The 15,697-nt window shown below is 66.9% G+C and carries 13 protein-coding genes; 5 read left to right on the top strand and 8 right to left on the bottom strand.

Annotated features, from left to right (window positions below):
- The first annotated feature begins 55 nt into the window (after positions 1-55).
- From BM118_RS30125 to BM118_RS30115, 3 genes are read left to right on the top strand one after another with little or no spacing between them, the layout of a single operon-like run.
- On the top strand, positions 56-910 hold the full coding sequence (locus BM118_RS30125; RefSeq protein WP_092190100.1) for an enoyl-CoA hydratase: 855 nt from the start codon (positions 56-58) through the stop codon (positions 908-910).
- A gap of 4 nt (positions 911-914) precedes the next feature.
- Positions 915-2,063 (top strand): acyl-CoA dehydrogenase family protein, encoded by a 1,149-nt coding sequence (locus BM118_RS30120; protein WP_092190098.1) that lies wholly within the window; start codon positions 915-917, stop codon positions 2,061-2,063.
- Positions 2,064-2,080: 17 nt separating this feature from the next.
- Positions 2,081-3,277, top strand: coding sequence for an acyl-CoA dehydrogenase family protein (locus tag BM118_RS30115; RefSeq protein ID WP_092190096.1), 1,197 nt, complete (start codon positions 2,081-2,083; stop codon positions 3,275-3,277).
- A gap of 80 nt (positions 3,278-3,357) precedes the next feature.
- Here the strand turns inward: BM118_RS30115 and BM118_RS30110 are convergent, their stop codons facing one another.
- The 3 genes from BM118_RS30110 to BM118_RS30100 all read right to left on the bottom strand — a co-directional run bounded on the left by BM118_RS30110 (position 3,358) and on the right by BM118_RS30100 (position 7,810).
- Positions 3,358-5,679: a xanthine dehydrogenase family protein molybdopterin-binding subunit gene (locus BM118_RS30110; protein WP_092190094.1), complete on the bottom strand. Its 2,322-nt coding sequence runs from the start codon at positions 5,677-5,679 to the stop codon at positions 3,358-3,360.
- Positions 5,680-5,906: 227 nt separating this feature from the next.
- The gene (locus tag BM118_RS30105; RefSeq protein WP_092190092.1) at positions 5,907-6,782 is read right to left on the bottom strand and encodes a dihydrodipicolinate synthase family protein; all 876 of its coding nucleotides are present in this window, start codon (positions 6,780-6,782) and stop codon (positions 5,907-5,909) included.
- Between the two features lie 62 nt (positions 6,783-6,844).
- The gene (locus BM118_RS30100) at positions 6,845-7,810 is read right to left on the bottom strand and encodes a VOC family protein (RefSeq protein WP_092190090.1); all 966 of its coding nucleotides are present in this window, start codon (positions 7,808-7,810) and stop codon (positions 6,845-6,847) included.
- Positions 7,811-7,993: 183 nt separating this feature from the next.
- Here BM118_RS30100 and BM118_RS30095 point away from each other — a divergent pair, with 183 nt between their 5' ends.
- Positions 7,994-8,860 carry a S1C family serine protease gene (locus BM118_RS30095; RefSeq protein WP_092190088.1) on the top strand — a complete coding sequence of 289 codons (867 nt, stop codon included), beginning with the start codon at positions 7,994-7,996 and terminating at the stop codon, positions 8,858-8,860.
- Complete coding sequence (locus tag BM118_RS30090; RefSeq protein ID WP_092190086.1) at positions 8,857-9,228, top strand: response regulator transcription factor; 372 nt, start codon at positions 8,857-8,859, stop codon at positions 9,226-9,228. Before BM118_RS30095 ends, BM118_RS30090 begins: the two co-directional genes overlap by 4 nt.
- Positions 9,229-9,238: 10 nt before the next feature.
- Here BM118_RS30090 and BM118_RS30085 read toward each other — a convergent pair whose 3' ends face one another.
- The 5 genes from BM118_RS30085 to BM118_RS30065 all read right to left on the bottom strand — a co-directional run bounded on the left by BM118_RS30085 (position 9,239) and on the right by BM118_RS30065 (position 15,508).
- Positions 9,239-10,480: an amidohydrolase family protein gene (locus tag BM118_RS30085; protein ID WP_244550274.1), complete on the bottom strand. Its 1,242-nt coding sequence runs from the start codon at positions 10,478-10,480 to the stop codon at positions 9,239-9,241.
- Between the two features lie 29 nt (positions 10,481-10,509).
- The gene (locus tag BM118_RS30080) at positions 10,510-11,601 is read right to left on the bottom strand and encodes a sensor histidine kinase (RefSeq protein ID WP_092190082.1); all 1,092 of its coding nucleotides are present in this window, start codon (positions 11,599-11,601) and stop codon (positions 10,510-10,512) included.
- Positions 11,588-12,280, bottom strand: coding sequence for a response regulator transcription factor (locus tag BM118_RS30075; RefSeq protein WP_092190080.1), 693 nt, complete (start codon positions 12,278-12,280; stop codon positions 11,588-11,590). The genes BM118_RS30080 and BM118_RS30075 overlap by 14 nt, the downstream gene beginning before the upstream one ends.
- Before the next feature lie 100 nt (positions 12,281-12,380).
- Positions 12,381-12,824, bottom strand: coding sequence for a hypothetical protein (locus tag BM118_RS30070; RefSeq protein WP_092190078.1), 444 nt, complete (start codon positions 12,822-12,824; stop codon positions 12,381-12,383).
- A 347-nt stretch (positions 12,825-13,171) separates the two neighbouring features.
- A complete protein-coding gene (locus BM118_RS30065; RefSeq protein ID WP_177234828.1) occupies positions 13,172-15,508 on the bottom strand; it encodes a Tex family protein in 2,337 nt (778 codons plus the stop codon).
- Positions 15,509-15,697: the final 189 nt, after the last annotated feature.

The following is a 15,697-nucleotide window of genomic DNA, read 5'->3' as shown; positions in this document are numbered from 1 at the left end:
ACATAGTCAACTCGACGAAACAATAAGACCAAACGGAAACGCCAGGGGGAACGCGATGTCCTCGTTCGAGACCATCCTCGTGGAGCGGCCGGAGCCGGCGATTGCCCGGGTCGTGATGAACCGGCCCGATGCGCGCAACGCGCAGAACCTGCAAATGACCTACGATCTCAACGCCGCCTTCGATGCCGCGGTGCAGGACGACGCGGTCAAGGTGATCATCCTTGCCGGCAACGGGCCGCACTTCTCCTCGGGCCACGACCTGCGCCCGGGCAGCAAGAATGAAGCGGGCGTCGATTTTCCGCCGATCGGAAATTGGGGCGGCTTCGCCGAAGCCAATGCCCATGGCCGCTTCGCGCGCGAGCAGGAAATATATCTCCAGATCACGCGCCGTTGGCGCAATCTGGCAAAACCGACCATCGCCGAGGTGCACGGCAAATGCATCGCCGGCGGCTTGATGCTGGCCTGGGCCTGCGACCTCATCGTCGCCAGCGACGATGCGCAGTTCTGCGATCCCGTGGTCACCATGGGCGTCTGCGGCGTCGAATGGTTCGTGCATCCCTGGGAGCTCGGCCCGCGCAAGGCCAAGGAATTCCTGTTCACGGCCGACAGCTGGAGCGCGCAGGAGGCGCATCAGCTCGGCATGGTCAACCAGGTCGTGCCGCGCGCGGAGCTGTCATCGCGCGTGCTGGAGCTGGCGCGCCGGATCGCAGCAAAACCGTCCTTCGCGCTGAAGCTGACCAAGGAGGCGGTCAATCGCTCCGTCGACGTGATGGGTCAGCCGGCCGCAATCGACCAGGCCTTTGCCCTGCATCAGCTCTGTCACGCCCATAACCTTCAGGAGTTCGGCATGATCGTCGATCCATCCAGCCTGCATCCCTCGGTGCGCAAGCCGCCGGCGGCCGCGGAGTAAGGTCATGGACCTCAATCTCAGTGACGAGCAACGGCTGCTGCGCGAAAGCGCGGAACGCTTCGTGGCCGAGAGCTATGATGCCGATCATCGCCGCAAGATGGCGAACGACCCGCTCGGCTTCAGCCCTGATGTCTGGACGCAGTTTGCCGAGCTCGGCTGGCTGGCGTTGCCGATCCCGGAGGAGTTTGATGGACTCGGCGGTGGTGCGGTCGAGATCGGCATCTTGATGGAAGCCTTCGGCCGCGGACTGGTGTCGGAGCCTTATGTCGCGACGGTCGTGCTTGGGGCTGCGCTGATCGACAGATGCGGCAGCACCGCGCAGAAGCAGGCGAGCCTGCCGAAGATCGCGGACGGATCGATGAAGCTGGCTCTTGCGCATTCCGAACGCGCAGCGCGGTTCGATCTCGCAAAAGTCGCGACCGCCGCCAACAAGACCGCGCGGGGCTGGCGCCTTGCCGGCAGCAAGATCGCCGTGCTCGACGGCCATGCCGCCGACGAGATCATCGTGTCCGCGCATATTCACGATCATCGGGGGCCATCGGGGCGGATCGGCCTGTTCCTGGTGCCGGCAACGGCGCCGAGCCTCTCGATCACCGACTATCCGCGGCTCGGTGGCGGGCGCGCCTGCAATATCGAGCTGCCCGACGTGCATCTTCCGGAGGACGCCCTGCTCGGCGACGGCCGCGACGCGCTCCCGGCCATCGAATGGGCCGTCGATCGCGCCATGGCCGCGTTAGGGGCGGAAGCCGTCGGCATCATGCAGATGCTGCTGGAGACCACGCTGGAATACACCAAGATCCGGAAACAGTTCGGCCGGCCGCTGTCCGCCAACCAGGTGATCCGCCACCGCCTCGCCGACATGGCGATGCAGGTGGACGAGGCGCGCTCGATGGCGCTGCGCGCAGCGCTGAAGGCAGATGGCGCGCCGGTCGAGCGCGCGCGGGCCGCGTCGGGCGCGAAAGCGAAGATCGGCAAATGCGCGCGCTTTGTCGGCGAGCAGTCGATCCAGCTTCACGGCGGCATGGGCGTCACCGAGGAGCTCGAGGTCGGCGCCTATTTCAAGCGCCTCGTCGCCTTCGACACGCTGTTCGGCGGCAGTGCGCACCACTATGCCCGCCACGCCCGGCTCGGCCGCGCCAGCGTGCAGGCCTGAACCGAAAGGAGCGCATCATGGACCTGTCGTTCAACGCCGAGGAGCGCGCCTTCCAGGGCGAGGTGCGGGGCTTCATCGCCAAAAATCTCACCGAGGAGATGAAGCGCGCGACCGCGCTGACGCCGTCGGTGTTCTCCGACCCTGACATCGGCATGGCCTGGCAGCGCGCATTGCACAAGCAGGGTTGGGGCGCGCCGGGCTGGCCGGTCGAACATGGCGGACCGGACTGGACGCCGGCGCAGCGCTGGATCTTCGAGACTGAGTCCGCTCGGGCCGGCGTGCCGAACGTCAACGTGATGGGCGTCAAGATGGTCGGGCCCGTCATCATCGGCTTCGGCTCGCCGGAGCAGAAGAACTTTTACCTGCCGCGCATCCTCTCCGGCGAGGATTATTGGTGCCAGGGTTACTCCGAGCCGGGCTCCGGCTCCGACCTGTCGTCGCTGAAGACGCGCGCGGTGCGCGACGGCGACGACTACATCATCAACGGCACCAAGATCTGGACCACGCATGCCCACCACGCCAACCGCATGTTCGCGCTGGTGCGCACCAGCGACGGACCGCGGCAGCAGGACGGCATCAGCTTCATCCTGATCGACATGAAGACGCCGGGCATCACGACGCGCCCGATCCTCACCATCGGCGGCGACCACGAGGTCAACCAGGTGTTCTTCGACGATGTGCGCGTGCCCGTCGCCAACCGCGTCGGCGAGGAAGGCAAGGGCTGGACCTACGGCAAATATCTGCTCGAATTCGAACGCGGCTCGGGCATCGCGTCGGCCAAGCTGCGCGAAGGGCTGAAGGCGATCGCGGACCTTGCCGAGTCGGACCTGACCGGCCGCGCCATCGACAGTCCCGATATCGCGACCCGCATCTCCGAAGTCGAGGTCGACATCGACGCATTGGAGATGACCGAGCTGCGCGTGCTCTCGGCGCTCCAGACCGGACAAAATCCCGGCGCGGTGTCGTCGATCCTGAAGCTGCGCAACAGCGAGATCCGCCAGGCCGTGACGCGGCTGGGCGCCGACGTAATCGGCCACGACGCCCTCGCCGTCGAGCCGATGCGCCCGCTCTACAAGCTCAACCACGAGCCGGCGACGCCCGAGGAGATGCTGACGGTGGTGCCGGAATATCTCAACGGCCGGGCCTACACGATCTTCGGCGGCACGTCCGAGATCCAGCGCGACATCATCGCGAAGATGATGCTGGGGATTTGAGCCGCGAACTAGCCACTCGCTGTCGTCCCGGCGAAGGCCGGGACGACGAGCTGAAATTGGCGCAGCAGCGCAGGCTACAATTAACCCGCCTTGGCGTCCCTGATCGCCTGCCAGATCTTCTGCGGCGTCAGGGGCGTGTTGAGCTGGGTGATGCCGAGCTCGGCGAGTGCGTCCATCACGCCATTGGTGACGCAGGGCGGGCCGCCGATGGCGCCGGATTCGCCGCAGCCCTTGGCGCCGAGCGGATTGGTGCGGCAGGGCGCGGAATCGTCCAGCGTCACCTCGATCGGCGGCACGTCGCCGGCGCGCGGAATGCAGTAGTCCTGATAGCTCGCGGTGAGGAGCTGGCCGTCGGCATCGTAGGAGACGCCTTCATAGAGCGCCTGGCCGATTCCCTGCGCGACGCCGCCATGGATCTGCCCCGTCACCAGCATCGGGTTCACGGCGACGCCGACGTCGTCGACGGTGGTGTAGCGCACGACGCGGGAGACGCCGGTCTCCGGGTCGATCTCGACCTCGCAGATGTGCGTGCCGTTCGGCCAGCTCGGCCCGTCGACCTCGCCTTCCGAATCGACGCTAAGTTTTGCGCCGCTCTCCTTCTCGGCAAGGTCGAACAGGCTGATGCGGCGGTCGGTGCCGACCACGGTGAGCATGCCGCCCTGATATTCGATGTCCTCGATCGAGGTCTCCAGCACGTTCGCCGCCTTCTCGCGCGCCTTCTGGATCAGGTCATTCGACGAGACGGCCACGGCCGTGCCGCCGACGAACAGCGAACGCGAGCCGACGCTGCCAAAGCCCATGGCGAGATCGGTGTCACCTTGCACGACATCGATCTTGTCCATGGCAATGCCGAGCGTGTCGGAGATCATCTGGGTGTAGGTGGTCTGAAGCCCCTGCCCCATCGCCATGGTGCCGGAGTGCAGGACGACGCGGCCCTGCGAGGTCGCGTGCAGGCTGACCTTCTCGGTATGGGCGCGGCCGCCGGTCCATTCGATGTAGGAGGTGAGCCCGCGGCCGTAGAGCAAGCCCTTCTTCTTCGCCGCCTTCTTGCGCGCGGCGAAGCCGTCCCAATCGGCGAGCTTCACGGCGCGATCGAGCATATGGGCGAACGCGCCGGAATCGTACACCTGCCCCGCAGCGTTGGTGTAGGGCAACTGCGCCGGCTTGATGTAGTTGGCTTTGCGGATCGCGCGCGGATCCATGCCGATTTTTCGCGCGGCGGCGTCGAACAGGCGCTCGACGATGAACACCGCCTCGGGCCGGCCGGCACCGCGATAGGCGCCGACCGGCGCGGTGTGGGTCATGACCGACTTCACCTCGAAATGCACCAGCGGCAGATCGTAGACGCCGGTCTGCACGAACGGCCCGAGCACCAGCGGGATGATGTTTGCCGCACCCGAGGAATAGGCGCCGGTGCAGCCGATCGATGTGACGCGATAGGCCAGCACCTTGCCCTTCTCATCCAGCGCGAAGGACGCGGTCGAGGTGAGGTCGCGGCCGTGGGTGCCGCCGACGAATTCGTCGGTGCGGTCGCCGCGCCAGCGGATCTTCTTGCTCAGCTTGGTCGCGGCGTAGGCGACGATACCGTCCTCGGGATAGAGGTTGGTCTTCTGGCCGAAGCCGCCGCCGATGTCGCCGACCAGCACGCGGACGCTGTCCTTGGGCCGCTTGAGCACGGCTTCAGCCAGCACGTCGCGGGTCGAGGCCGGCGTCTGCGACTGCACATGCAGCAGGAGACGTCCGGTCTTCTTGTCGATCTCGGCAATGGTGGAGCGCGGCTCCATCGCGGAGGGCACCAGGCGCTGGCTGACGATGTCGAGCTCGACCGTGTGCGCGGCCCTGGCGAAGGCCTCGTCCACCTTGGCGGCATCGCCGTAAGCCATCGCGCCGACGATGTTGTCGGGCGCCTCCGGCCACACCACGGGCGCGCCGGGCTTCACCGCCTCGACCGGGTCGACCACCGCGGGCTGCACGTCGTATTCGACCACGATCGCCTCGGCCGCGCTCTGCGCTTCCGCGCGGGAGGCCGCTACCACCGCCGCCACCGCCTCGCCGGTGTAACGCACGATCTCATGGGCGAGCAGCCGGCGCGGCGGCACCGTCATCGGCTTGCCGTCGGGGCGCTTGAAGATGCTCAGCGTCGGGATACTGCCGACGTCGTCCTTGACGAGATCCGCACCGGTGTAGATCGCGGTGACGCCGGGCATCCCGGCCGCGGCGCTGGTGTCGATCGAAACGATCCTGGCGTGCGCATGCGGCGAGCGCAGCACGTGCAACCACAGCGCGCCGTCTTGCGGCTTGTCGTCGATGAATTGCCCCTTCCCGGTCAGCAGCCTCAGGTCTTCCAAACGCTTGACGGGCTGGCCCGCTCCGAAACGCAAATTGCCGGGAAGAATGTTCATTCCGTGGGGTCCTCAGGGTCTCTAGAAATGCGGGCTGCCTTTTAGCGGATCGATCGGAGGCATGCCAGCCGCGGTTTTGGGCGACGAACCCACAGATTCGTCATGCCCGGGCTTGTGGTGGAGGCCGTCATTCCGGGGCGATGCGCAGCATCGAACTATGGTGCGCAATTGCGCACCTGAGAATCTCGAGATTCCGGGTTCGTCCTTCGGACGCCCCGGAATGACGGCTATGCCAGCTCCCGCAGCGCCGCTTCCACCACCTTGCGCGCGTCGGCTGTCAGCGCGGCCTGCGGCGGGATGGGATCGCCGACGTCGTAGCCCTGGATCGAAAGGCCGGCCTTGATGCAGGCGGCGAGGTTGAAGCGGGCGAAGGCTTCGTTGATGCGCCACAGCCTGCGCTGGAGCGCCATGGCCTCGTCCCAGCGGCCCGCCCGGCAGAGGTCGTAGAGCGCGACGCTCTGGCGCGGGATGATGCAGGCAGGCCCCGCCATCCAGCCGAGCCCGCCGATCAGCATCACCGCGGCCGGAATGTGGGCGGAGGCCGAGAACACCCGCAAGGAATCGCCGCAGCGGTTCATGATCGAGAGCAGCCGGCCGGTGTTGGTCGAGGCGTCCTTGATGTAGCCGATGCGCGGATGCCCGGCGAGGCGCGCGATGATGTCGAGGGTGAGGTCGGAGCGCTGGAATTGCGGATTGGTGTAGATGACGACGGGAATGTCCACGGCATCCGCGATCGCGCGGAAGTAGGATTCGATCTGGGCATCGGCGAGCGGGAAATAGGCCTCCAGGATCGCGAGAATGCCGTCGGCGCCGAGCTTCTGATAGGCCTTCGCCTGTGCCACCGCATCGGCCGTCGAGGTGGAGGCCACACCGGCCACCACGGGCACGCGGCCCTTCGCGGCCTCGATGGTGGTCTGCACGATTGCCGTCCGCTGCGCGGCGTTGAGATAGGCGAATTCGCCGGTCGAGCCGAGCGGCGTCAGCCCATGAACGCCGGCGGCAATCAGGTCGTCGCAGAGTTTCGCGAGCACGTTCGTACGCACCGCGCCGTCGGCATCGACGGGCGAGACGAGATACGGGAAGACACCGTGGAAATCGGGCATGTCAGGAGGTCCCGGAAGCTGGGTTTGCACCTGACGGGTCTTAGCAATGCCGGCGCAGGCGATCAAACCCTGAGCAGCCGCACCCGCGTGCCCCAGGGATCGACGGCCTCCACGCCGTCCGCAAGCGCCGTGACTTGCGCGCCGCCCTTGCGCAGGCGCTCCACCTGGGCGGCGAGAATGTCCTGCTTTGCCATCACCAGCGAGAACCAGGCAAGACCCGTGGTCTGATCGTCGCGCTGGCCGGCGCCCTGGCTCTGCCAGACATTCATGCCGAGGTGATGGTGATAGCGGCCCGACGACAGGAACGCGGCACCATTACGCTTGCGGGTCGGGTCGAGGCCGACCGTGCCGTGGTAGAAGCTTTCCGCCTGCGCGAGATCGCCGACGCGCAGATGCATGTGGCCGATGCGCATTCCGTCCGGCGCCTTGGCGTAGTCGGGACTGCGCGTGTTGGTCAGCGACAGCAGGTCGGGGATGTTGAGCTCGTCGGTCGCCATCTTCACGCTGCCCTCGCTCCACTGCCATTGCGAGGGATCGCGGTCGGCATAGACCTCGATGCCGTTGCCTTCGGGATCGTCGAGATAGACGGATTCGCTGACGAGATGATCGGCAAAGCCCGACAGCGGCACGCGATGCGAGGCGGCGGCTACCAGCCAGCGCGCGAGGTCCTTGCGGGTCGGCATCAGGAAGGCGGTGTGGTAGAGGCCGGCGGCATTGCGCGGCTCGATTGCAGCATCGGGACGGGCTTCCAGCACGAGCAGCGCGATGCCCGCTGTGCCGAGCTTCGCAGCGCTGGCGGAGCGCTCCATGACGGTCAGCCCGATCACGTCGCGGTAGTAGTCGGCAACCGTGTCGAGATTCTTCACCCGGAGCGTCACCATGCCGACCCGCATCGGCGTGCGGCTGGCATAGGTCGGCCCGGTGCCTTGCGCAGTCCCCTCGGCGCGTGCAGCAGCCGCGGCGGCCATCGCGAGCGAGGTGGCGCCGGCGAGTTGAAGCAGGGTGCGGCGGGTGAGGTCGATGGTCATCGGTCAGGGCTCGCTGGAAACGTTTAGGGCCGTGCGGCGCAATGTCGGCCGATTGCTACACGTTCCCGTGAGCGGCTCCCAATCACATGTTCGTCGGCCGGCGCCGGCTCTGTCCTGGCCACCCGGCCAGTTTCGCAATCGCCCGCGACATCCCAGATTGAGGACAACTTACAGGAGACCGCCATGACCGCCCCAACTCCTCTGTCTTCACTGTCGTCCGCGCTCGCGGACGTCGTGGCGCGCACCGCGCCCTCCGTCGTCTCCGTGCATTCGCATCGCTCCCGCGCGACCGGCTTCGTCTGGAAGCCCGGCCTGATCGTCACCGCCGACGAGGCGCTGGCCGACGAGGGCGAGGTCGAGATCGGCCTCCCCGACGGCAGCCGGGTCGCCGCCACGATCGTCGGCCGCGACCACACCACCGATATCGCGCTGCTGCGCACCGAGATTGGCGTCGCCCCGGTCAAGCTGGCCGCGACGGTCCCGCCCCTCGGCACGTTGTCGGTTGTCGTGGCCACCAACCGTGATACCCCGAGCGCCGCGCTCGGCATGGTATCGGCGTCCGGCGGGAGCTGGCGCTCCTTGCGCGGCGGCGACATCGATGCGCGGATCGAGCTCGACGTTCGCCTGCGTCCCGGCCAGGAAGGCGGCCTTGCGCTCGATGCGACCGGTGAAGCCTTCGGCATGGCCGTGCTCGGACCGCGGCGCGTGCTGGTGATCCCGACGGCGACGATCGAGCGCATCGCGCCGCAGCTGGAGGCACGCGGCCGCATCGCGCGCGGGTATCTCGGGCTCGGACTCCAGCCGGTGCGGCTCGACGACGGTATCGGCGCGATGGTGATGAATGTCGACAAGGCCGGGCCTTCGGCGGCGTCCGGCATCCGCCAGGGCGACGTGATCGTGGCGGTCAACGACCAGAAGCTCTCCGGCGTGCGCGCGCTGTCGCGGACGCTGGGACCGTCGAGCGTCGGCGCAGTGGTCGATGTCGCGGTGCGCCGCGGCGGCGAGCCTGTCAGCTTCAAGGTCACGGTCGGCGAGAGGCCGGAGGCGTGAGCGAGAACAAGCTGCCGGAGATCGTGCTGTCCCTGGAGATCGACGATGCCGCTCTCGCCGATCGCCTGGCTGCGCTACTCGGCACTGTCGCCGGGCTGCGCCTTGCCGCGCCCGGCGAGCAAGCCGCCGCGACGGTCGTTGCCCGCGATCCGCGCGGCATGCCCGACGACATCGCACTGACGCAGCGCGAGCTCGACGTGCTGGCGCTGATGGCCGAGGGCGCCTCCAACAAGATGATCGCGCGTCAGCTCGGCATCTCCGTGCACACCGTGAAATTCCATGTCGGCTCGCTGCTCGACAAGCTGGACGCCACCGGCCGCACCGATGCGGTGGCGCATGCCGCGCGCCGCGGCGTGATCGAGCTCTGAGCGGCGCGGATCAATCGCCAATCGCGGTCTGCGCCAGCGCGCGCATGCGGTCGGTATCGACGATGCGGCCATGGCTGATCACGACGCTGGGCGGGGCGTGGAAGCGCAGGGCCTCGGTGACGTCGGCCTGCTCGAGCACGACCAGATTGGCTGCGCAGCCGAGCCCGAGGCCATAGCGCTCGAGGTTGATCGCCGTGGCGGCGCGCGTGGTGATCATGTCGTAGAGCGTCTCGAACTCGCTTTTCTTCGTCATCCACAACAGATGCGAGGCGAGGAACGCCACCTCCAGCATGTTGTTGCGGCCGAACGGATAATAGGCGTCGGAAATGTCGTCCTGGCCGAGACAGACATTGATGTCCGCGCCCAGCAATTCCTTCACCCGCGCGTGCAGCGGACCGTTGTGCGGATTGCTGACGACGCTGACACGGGCCTTTCCGAGCAGCACCATCAGCTCGCGGAGATAATTCTCGGGATAGAGCGCCATCGCCCGGCAATGATGGGCGAGCGCCCGGCCCTCGACGCCGCGCGCGATGACCGCGCGCGCCATCATGTCGAGCGTGCGCATGTTGGCGTCGCCGACGTCGTCCAGCAGCATCGAGATTTCGGCGCCGTGCTCGACCGCGAGGTCGAAGCAGAACGCGACATGGCGGCGCATGTCCTCTTCATCGGCTTCGATCCAGGGAATCCCGCCGACGACGTCGGCCCCGAGCGCCATCGCCTTGCGCATCAGACCGTCGGCGCCGGGCTCGCGAAACAGGCCGTCCTGCGGGAAAGCCACGACCTGGATGTCGACGATGCCGCGAAACTCCTCGCGGATCGCGAGCAGCGCCTTGACGCCCTCCAGCCGGGCCTTGGTGTCGACATCGGCGAAGGCGCGGATGTGGAGATTGCCGTGGAGCACGGCGAGCGCCACCGCGCGCCGTGCGTTCGGGACGATCCAGGACGCGTCGTATTTGCTCTTCACCACTGCAGCGAGATCGACCGCTTTCGCCGCCTCGCTCATGCCGCCGCCCTGATAGGCCTCGAGCGCCGCCTCCGACATCATGGGCAGGGTCCAGACCTTGCAGAGATGCAGGTGCGGATTGACAAAGGCCGGCGTCACCAGGCCGCCTTTGGCATCGACAAAGGCCTGTGCACCGGGATCGAGCCGGTTGCCGATCGCGGTGATCACGCCATCGGTGATCGCAATGTCGACGATCTCGCGGCCGCGCGTGCGAGCATTGGTGATGACGAGGTCTGGCAGGCGGGACATTGCAGGACTTCCACTCAGTACCAGTCCGATCATGCAAGTTGGGTGCCGGGCTGCGCAGGCGGCGGAAACCGGAGCTGGACCGTCAGGCCCGGCGCATTGTCATGCAGCGCAATCTCGGCGCCATGAAGGCGCGCGACCGCGGCGACGAGGCTGAGACCCAGGCCGTTGCCCGGCGTGTAGCGGCTCTGTTCGAGCCGGTAGAACCGCTTGAAGACGTGATCGCGCGCCTCAGTGGGAATGCCCGGACCGTCGTCGGCGATCGCGATCACGGCGCCGCCATCGGCGCAGCGGCAGGTCACCGTCACCTGCCCGCCTTTGCAGCCGTGCTTGATCGCGTTGTCGACAAGATTGGCGACGGCGTCGAACAGGAGGTCGCGGTCGCCCGTGATCGCGACCTCGCGGTCCCCGCCGAGGCTGAGACGCGTCGAAACCTGCTCGGCGGCGGCGTCGTAGAGCTCGACGACCTCGCCGGCGATCTCGGCGAGATCAAGCGCGCGGAAGGCGCTCCTGCGGGCGCGGGTCTCGATTTCCGAGATCCGGGTGATGGAGGCGAACATGCCGAGCACGGCATCGAGATCGGCGATGGTGTCGCCGATCAGCGCAGCATCTGCCTCGCTGTTGCGCGGGGTGTGATAGGCCTTTTCCAGCCGGCCGCGCATGCGCGTCAGCGGGGTGCGCAGATCGTGGGCGACGTTGTCGCTGACCTGCTTGACCTCGCCCATCAGCGTCTCGATGCGGTCGAGCATCTGGTTGAGGTTTTCGGCGACGCGGTCCCACTCGTCGTGGCTGCCGCGCAAGGGAATGCGGCGGTCGAGACCGGACAGCATGATGGCCCGGCTGGTGGCGTTGATCTCCTCGATCCGCCCCACCGTGCGCCGGGTCACCAGCACGGCCGCGAGCCCGGCGAGCACCAGGAGCAGCACCGCGACCGCGACCATGGCGAGCTCGATCGTGCCGGTGAAGCCGTCGTGATCGCCGGCGGTGCCGAGCCGGCTCTCGACATAGGCGAGCGTGCCGAAATAGACATAAGCCATGATCGCCGCGACGATCAGCCCGAACGCCGCGATCGCGATCAGTGCCAGGCGGAAGGTCGAGGAACGAAGCGTCTTAGCCAGGAGCACGGAGACAATATCCGATGCCGCGGATGGTATGGATCAGCGGATAAGCCTGGGCATCGTCGACCTTGCGGCGGACGCGCCCGACATAGACGTCGATGATGTTGGTGGAGGGATCGAAATGCAGGTCCCAGACGTGCTGGAGCAGCATCGCGCGCGAGACGACGCGGCCCTCGTTGCGGACGAGATATTCGAGCAGCTGAAACTCGCGCGGCAGCAGCGGAATTTTGCGGCCGCGGCGGCTGGCGTTGCGCGCGATCAGGTCGATGGCGAGGTCGCCGACGCGCAGCAGCGTCTCCTTGGCGATGGTCTCGCTGCGGCGGCCCAAGGCCTCCAGCCGCGCAAGAAGCTCGACGAAGGAGAACGGCTTGACGAGATAGTCGTCCCCGCCGGCGCGCAGGCCGCGCACGCGGTCGTCGACCTCGCCGAGCGCCGAGATGATCAGGAAGGGCGCCGCGATGCCGTCGTCGCGCAATTGGCGCATCACGGTGATGCCGTCGATGTCGGGCAGCATGCGGTCGATGGTGATCACGGCATAGTCGCGCGCGGCGCCCCGGCTCAGGGCCTCGCGCCCGGTGGCGGCGAGATCGACCTCATAGCCGGAGGTCGTCAACTCTTCGACGAGCTGGCCTGCGGTTTCCGGATCGTCCTCGACGACCAGGATGCGGCGGTGACCTCCGGTCATGCAAAACTCCGCGCGACGATCGCCACCAGACTATCCCGTTCCGGGGCTGAGCGGAACCGTCCGATGGCGATCGCGACAATGGTGCGGTACGGCGATGCGACTACCAATAATCTCCGCACACATTGACCCATTGCCACCCATAGGGCGTCCAGCTCCTGCGCCAGCAACCATTGTCATAGCCAGCATAGTAAAAGGGCGCGCCGAAGACGGCGAAACGCCGGAAGTGATGATGACGGAAGAAGGCATGGTGGTGCCCGTGCCAGCCAGGACCGGCGAAGCGCGGCCCGATCGCCGCATGCGCGAAACGTGCGCCGCCGAGGGCCGGACCGCCGACATGGGCAAAGCGGGCGCCGCTCATCCCGCCGACATGCATGCCACCGATGCCGCCCGCGTGCATTCCGCCGCCGAAATGCCCGCCACCGCCGAAATGTCCGCCACCGCCGCCGTGACCTCCACCGCCGCCTCGGGCAAGCACCGGTGAAGCGAGCGCCATCGTCGCGGCGAGCGTCACCGCGGTGAGGCCTTTGAGAAGCCTGCTGTTCATCGAAACATCCTCCGTGCAGCGCGGCGGTCTCCGTGCCGCGCGAGGAGGATCAGATGAGAGGAAGAGACGAGCGCCTTCAACTTACAAAGGCGCCAGATTCTGACGCGGAAGTTAGGTGCGCTCTGCTCTGTCACTCCCTCTCCCCGTTCTTACGGGGAGAGGGAGGGGGTGAGGGGCTGCTTCCGCGAATTCAATTTGAGTTGAGAGCCGGATATCCGTTGTGTGGTCGTCCGACGAGTCGGTTGGACTTCTGTTTCGGCAACGTAGTGCCCCTGCCCCTCACCCGGAATCCGCGCTATGCGCGAATTCCGACCTCTCCCCGCTGAAGAGCGGGGAGAGGTTAAGTACTACGCCCGCTTGCCGTTGTTCTTCTCCGCCGCGCGGCGCAGGGCTTCGGCGAGTGCGCCGCCGCCGGAGGATTCCTGCTTGCGCGGCGCCGACGAGGTCATGCGGGATGGATTGCGCGCACCATTGTCGCGCTGCATGCCGGGGGCGTCCTTCTTGGCGCCGACCTCGTCGTCGAGCCGCAGCGTCAGCGAGATGCGCTTGCGGGCGACCTCGAAGTCCAGGACCTTCACCTTGACGATGTCGCCGGGCTTCACCACCTCGCGCGGATCCTTGATGAAGGTCTTCGACATCGCCGAGATGTGCACGAGGCCGTCCTGGTGCACGCCGATGTCGACGAAGGCGCCGAAGGCGGCGACGTTGGTCACGGTGCCCTCGAGGATCATGCCCTTCTTGAGATCCTTGATCTCCTCGACACCCTCCTTGAACACCGCGGCCTTGAACGCCGGACGCGGGTCGCGGCCGGGCTTTTCGAGCTCGCGCAGGATGTCGGTGACGGTCGGCAGACCGAAGGTCTCGTCGACGAAATCCTTCGGCTTCAGCGTGCGCACGATCTCGCTGCTGCCGATCAGCGCCTTGATGTCGCTCTTGGTGGCCGCGAGAATCCGGCGCACCACCGGATAGGCTTCCGGATGCACGCCGGACGCATCGAGCGGATCCTCACCGCCGAGAATGCGCAAAAAGCCCGCGCACTGCTCGAACGCCTTCGGTCCGAGCCGCGGCACCTCCTTGAGCGCCTTGCGCGACTTGAACGGGCCGTTGGCGTCGCGATGTGCCACGATGCTCTGTGCAAGGCCCGAGCCCACGCCCGACACGCGGGCGAGCAGCGGCGCCGAGGCGGTGTTGACGTCGACGCCGACGGCGTTCACGCAGTCTTCGACCACGGCATCGAGCGACTTGGCGAGCTTGGCCTGGCCGAGGTCGTGCTGATACTGGCCGACGCCGATCGCCTTCGGCTCGATCTTGACGAGCTCGGCAAGCGGATCCTGGAGCCGCCGCGCGATCGAGACCGCGCCGCGCAGGGTGACGTCGAGACCGGGCAGCTCCTCCGAGGCAAAGGCCGAGGCCGAATAGACCGACGCGCCGGCTTCCGACACCACGATCTTGTTCATCTTCAGCTCGGCCAGGCCCTTGACGAGATCGCCTGCGAGCTTGTCGGTCTCGCGCGAGGCCGTGCCGTTGCCGATCGCGATCAGCTCGACACGGTGCTTCAGCGCGAGCTTGCCGAGGATCGCGAGCGACTCGTTCCATTGCCGCTGCGGCTCGTGCGGATAGATCACGGCGGTATCGACGACCTTGCCGGTCGCGTCGGTGACGGCGACCTTGACGCCGGTGCGGTAGCCGGGATCGAGCCCCATGGTGACGCGGGTGCCGGCGGGTGCGGCCAGCAGCAGGTCGCGCAAATTGGACGCGAACACGCGCACGGCCTCGGTCTCGGCCGCGTTCCACAGCCGCATGCGCAAGTCGATGTTGAGATGCACCTGGATCTTGGTGCGCCAGGCCCAGCGCACGGTGTCGATCAGCCAGCGGTCGCCGGCACGCTTGAGGTCGGCGATGCCGAAACGCTTCATGATCTTCAATTCGTAGGCGCTCGGCACGCCCGGCGGCGGCGCTTCGGCCTCGGCCTGAATCTGCAGATCGAGGATTTCTTCCTTCTCGCCGCGGAACATCGCCAGGATGCGGTGCGACGGCAGCCTGGTCAGCGGCTCGGAGAACTCGAAATAGTCGGCGAATTTCTCGCCCTCGGTCTTCTTGCCATCGCGCACCTTGGAGGCCATGCGCGCATTGGTCCACATCTCCTCGCGCAGGGCGCCGATCAGATCGGCGTCCTCGTCAAACCGTTCGACCAGAATGGCGCGGGCGCCGTCGAGTGCGGCAGCGGCGTCAGCCACGCCCTTCTCGGCGTTGATGAAGCCTTCGGCGACGACCTTGGGATCGTTGCCGGGCTCCGCCATCAGCTGATTGGCGAGCGGCTCGAGGCCGGCTTCCCTGGCGATCTCGGCCTTGGTGCGGCGCTTCGGCTTGAACGGCAGATAGATGTCTTCCAGGCGCGCCTTGCTGTCGGCAGCCATGATCGTGGCTTCGAGTGCGGCATCGAGCTTGCCCTGCTCGCGGACCGATTCGAGGATCGCCTTGCGGCGGTCTTCGAGCTCGCGCAGGTAGCCCAGGCGCTCCTCCAGGGTGCGCAATTGCGCGTCGTCGAGCGCACCGGTCGCTTCCTTGCGGTAGCGGGCGATGAAGGGAACCGTGGCGCCGCCGTCGAGCAACGTCACCGTCGCCTCGACCTGCTCCGCCCGAACCCCAAGCTCCTGCGCAATTTTCTGGTTGATATTTGCCACGCGGGAATTCCTCTCTCCAAGCACGCGACGCAAACCGAAATCCGGTCGCGGGACGCCGCTTATGGACCAACCGAGGTTGATTCATCAAGGTGCAGCGCGCAACCGTCGACAGACGATTTTTTTTGTCGAACCGATGCGATCTCGCCACAATCGTGCGGGTGTGGCGGGCGTTCATGGTGCGAAGACTTT

Origin of the sequence: Bradyrhizobium sp. cf659, assembly GCF_900113725.1 — a bacterium.
GTDB lineage: Bacteria > Pseudomonadota > Alphaproteobacteria > Rhizobiales > Xanthobacteraceae > Bradyrhizobium.
Note: the sequence above shows the minus strand (reverse complement) of the source record. Positions and strands in the feature narration are given on the sequence as shown.

What these genes read in the sequence shown, in the direction of transcription:
- BM118_RS30125 (WP_092190100.1), top strand. Translation starts at nt 56, where the DNA reads ATGTCCTCGTTCGAGACCATCCTCGTGGAGCGGCCGGAGCCGGCGATT.
- BM118_RS30120 (WP_092190098.1), top strand. Translation starts at nt 915, where the DNA reads ATGGACCTCAATCTCAGTGACGAGCAACGGCTGCTGCGCGAAAGCGCG.
- BM118_RS30115 (WP_092190096.1), top strand. Translation starts at nt 2,081, where the DNA reads ATGGACCTGTCGTTCAACGCCGAGGAGCGCGCCTTCCAGGGCGAGGTG.
- BM118_RS30110 (WP_092190094.1), bottom strand. Translation starts at nt 5,679, where the DNA reads ATGAACATTCTTCCCGGCAATTTGCGTTTCGGAGCGGGCCAGCCCGTC.
- BM118_RS30105 (WP_092190092.1), bottom strand. Translation starts at nt 6,782, where the DNA reads ATGCCCGATTTCCACGGTGTCTTCCCGTATCTCGTCTCGCCCGTCGAT.
- BM118_RS30100 (WP_092190090.1), bottom strand. Translation starts at nt 7,810, where the DNA reads ATGACCATCGACCTCACCCGCCGCACCCTGCTTCAACTCGCCGGCGCC.
- BM118_RS30095 (WP_092190088.1), top strand. Translation starts at nt 7,994, where the DNA reads ATGACCGCCCCAACTCCTCTGTCTTCACTGTCGTCCGCGCTCGCGGAC.
- BM118_RS30085 (WP_244550274.1), bottom strand. Translation starts at nt 10,480, where the DNA reads ATGTCCCGCCTGCCAGACCTCGTCATCACCAATGCTCGCACGCGCGGC.
- BM118_RS30075 (WP_092190080.1), bottom strand. Translation starts at nt 12,280, where the DNA reads ATGACCGGAGGTCACCGCCGCATCCTGGTCGTCGAGGACGATCCGGAA.
- BM118_RS30070 (WP_092190078.1), bottom strand. Translation starts at nt 12,824, where the DNA reads ATGAACAGCAGGCTTCTCAAAGGCCTCACCGCGGTGACGCTCGCCGCG.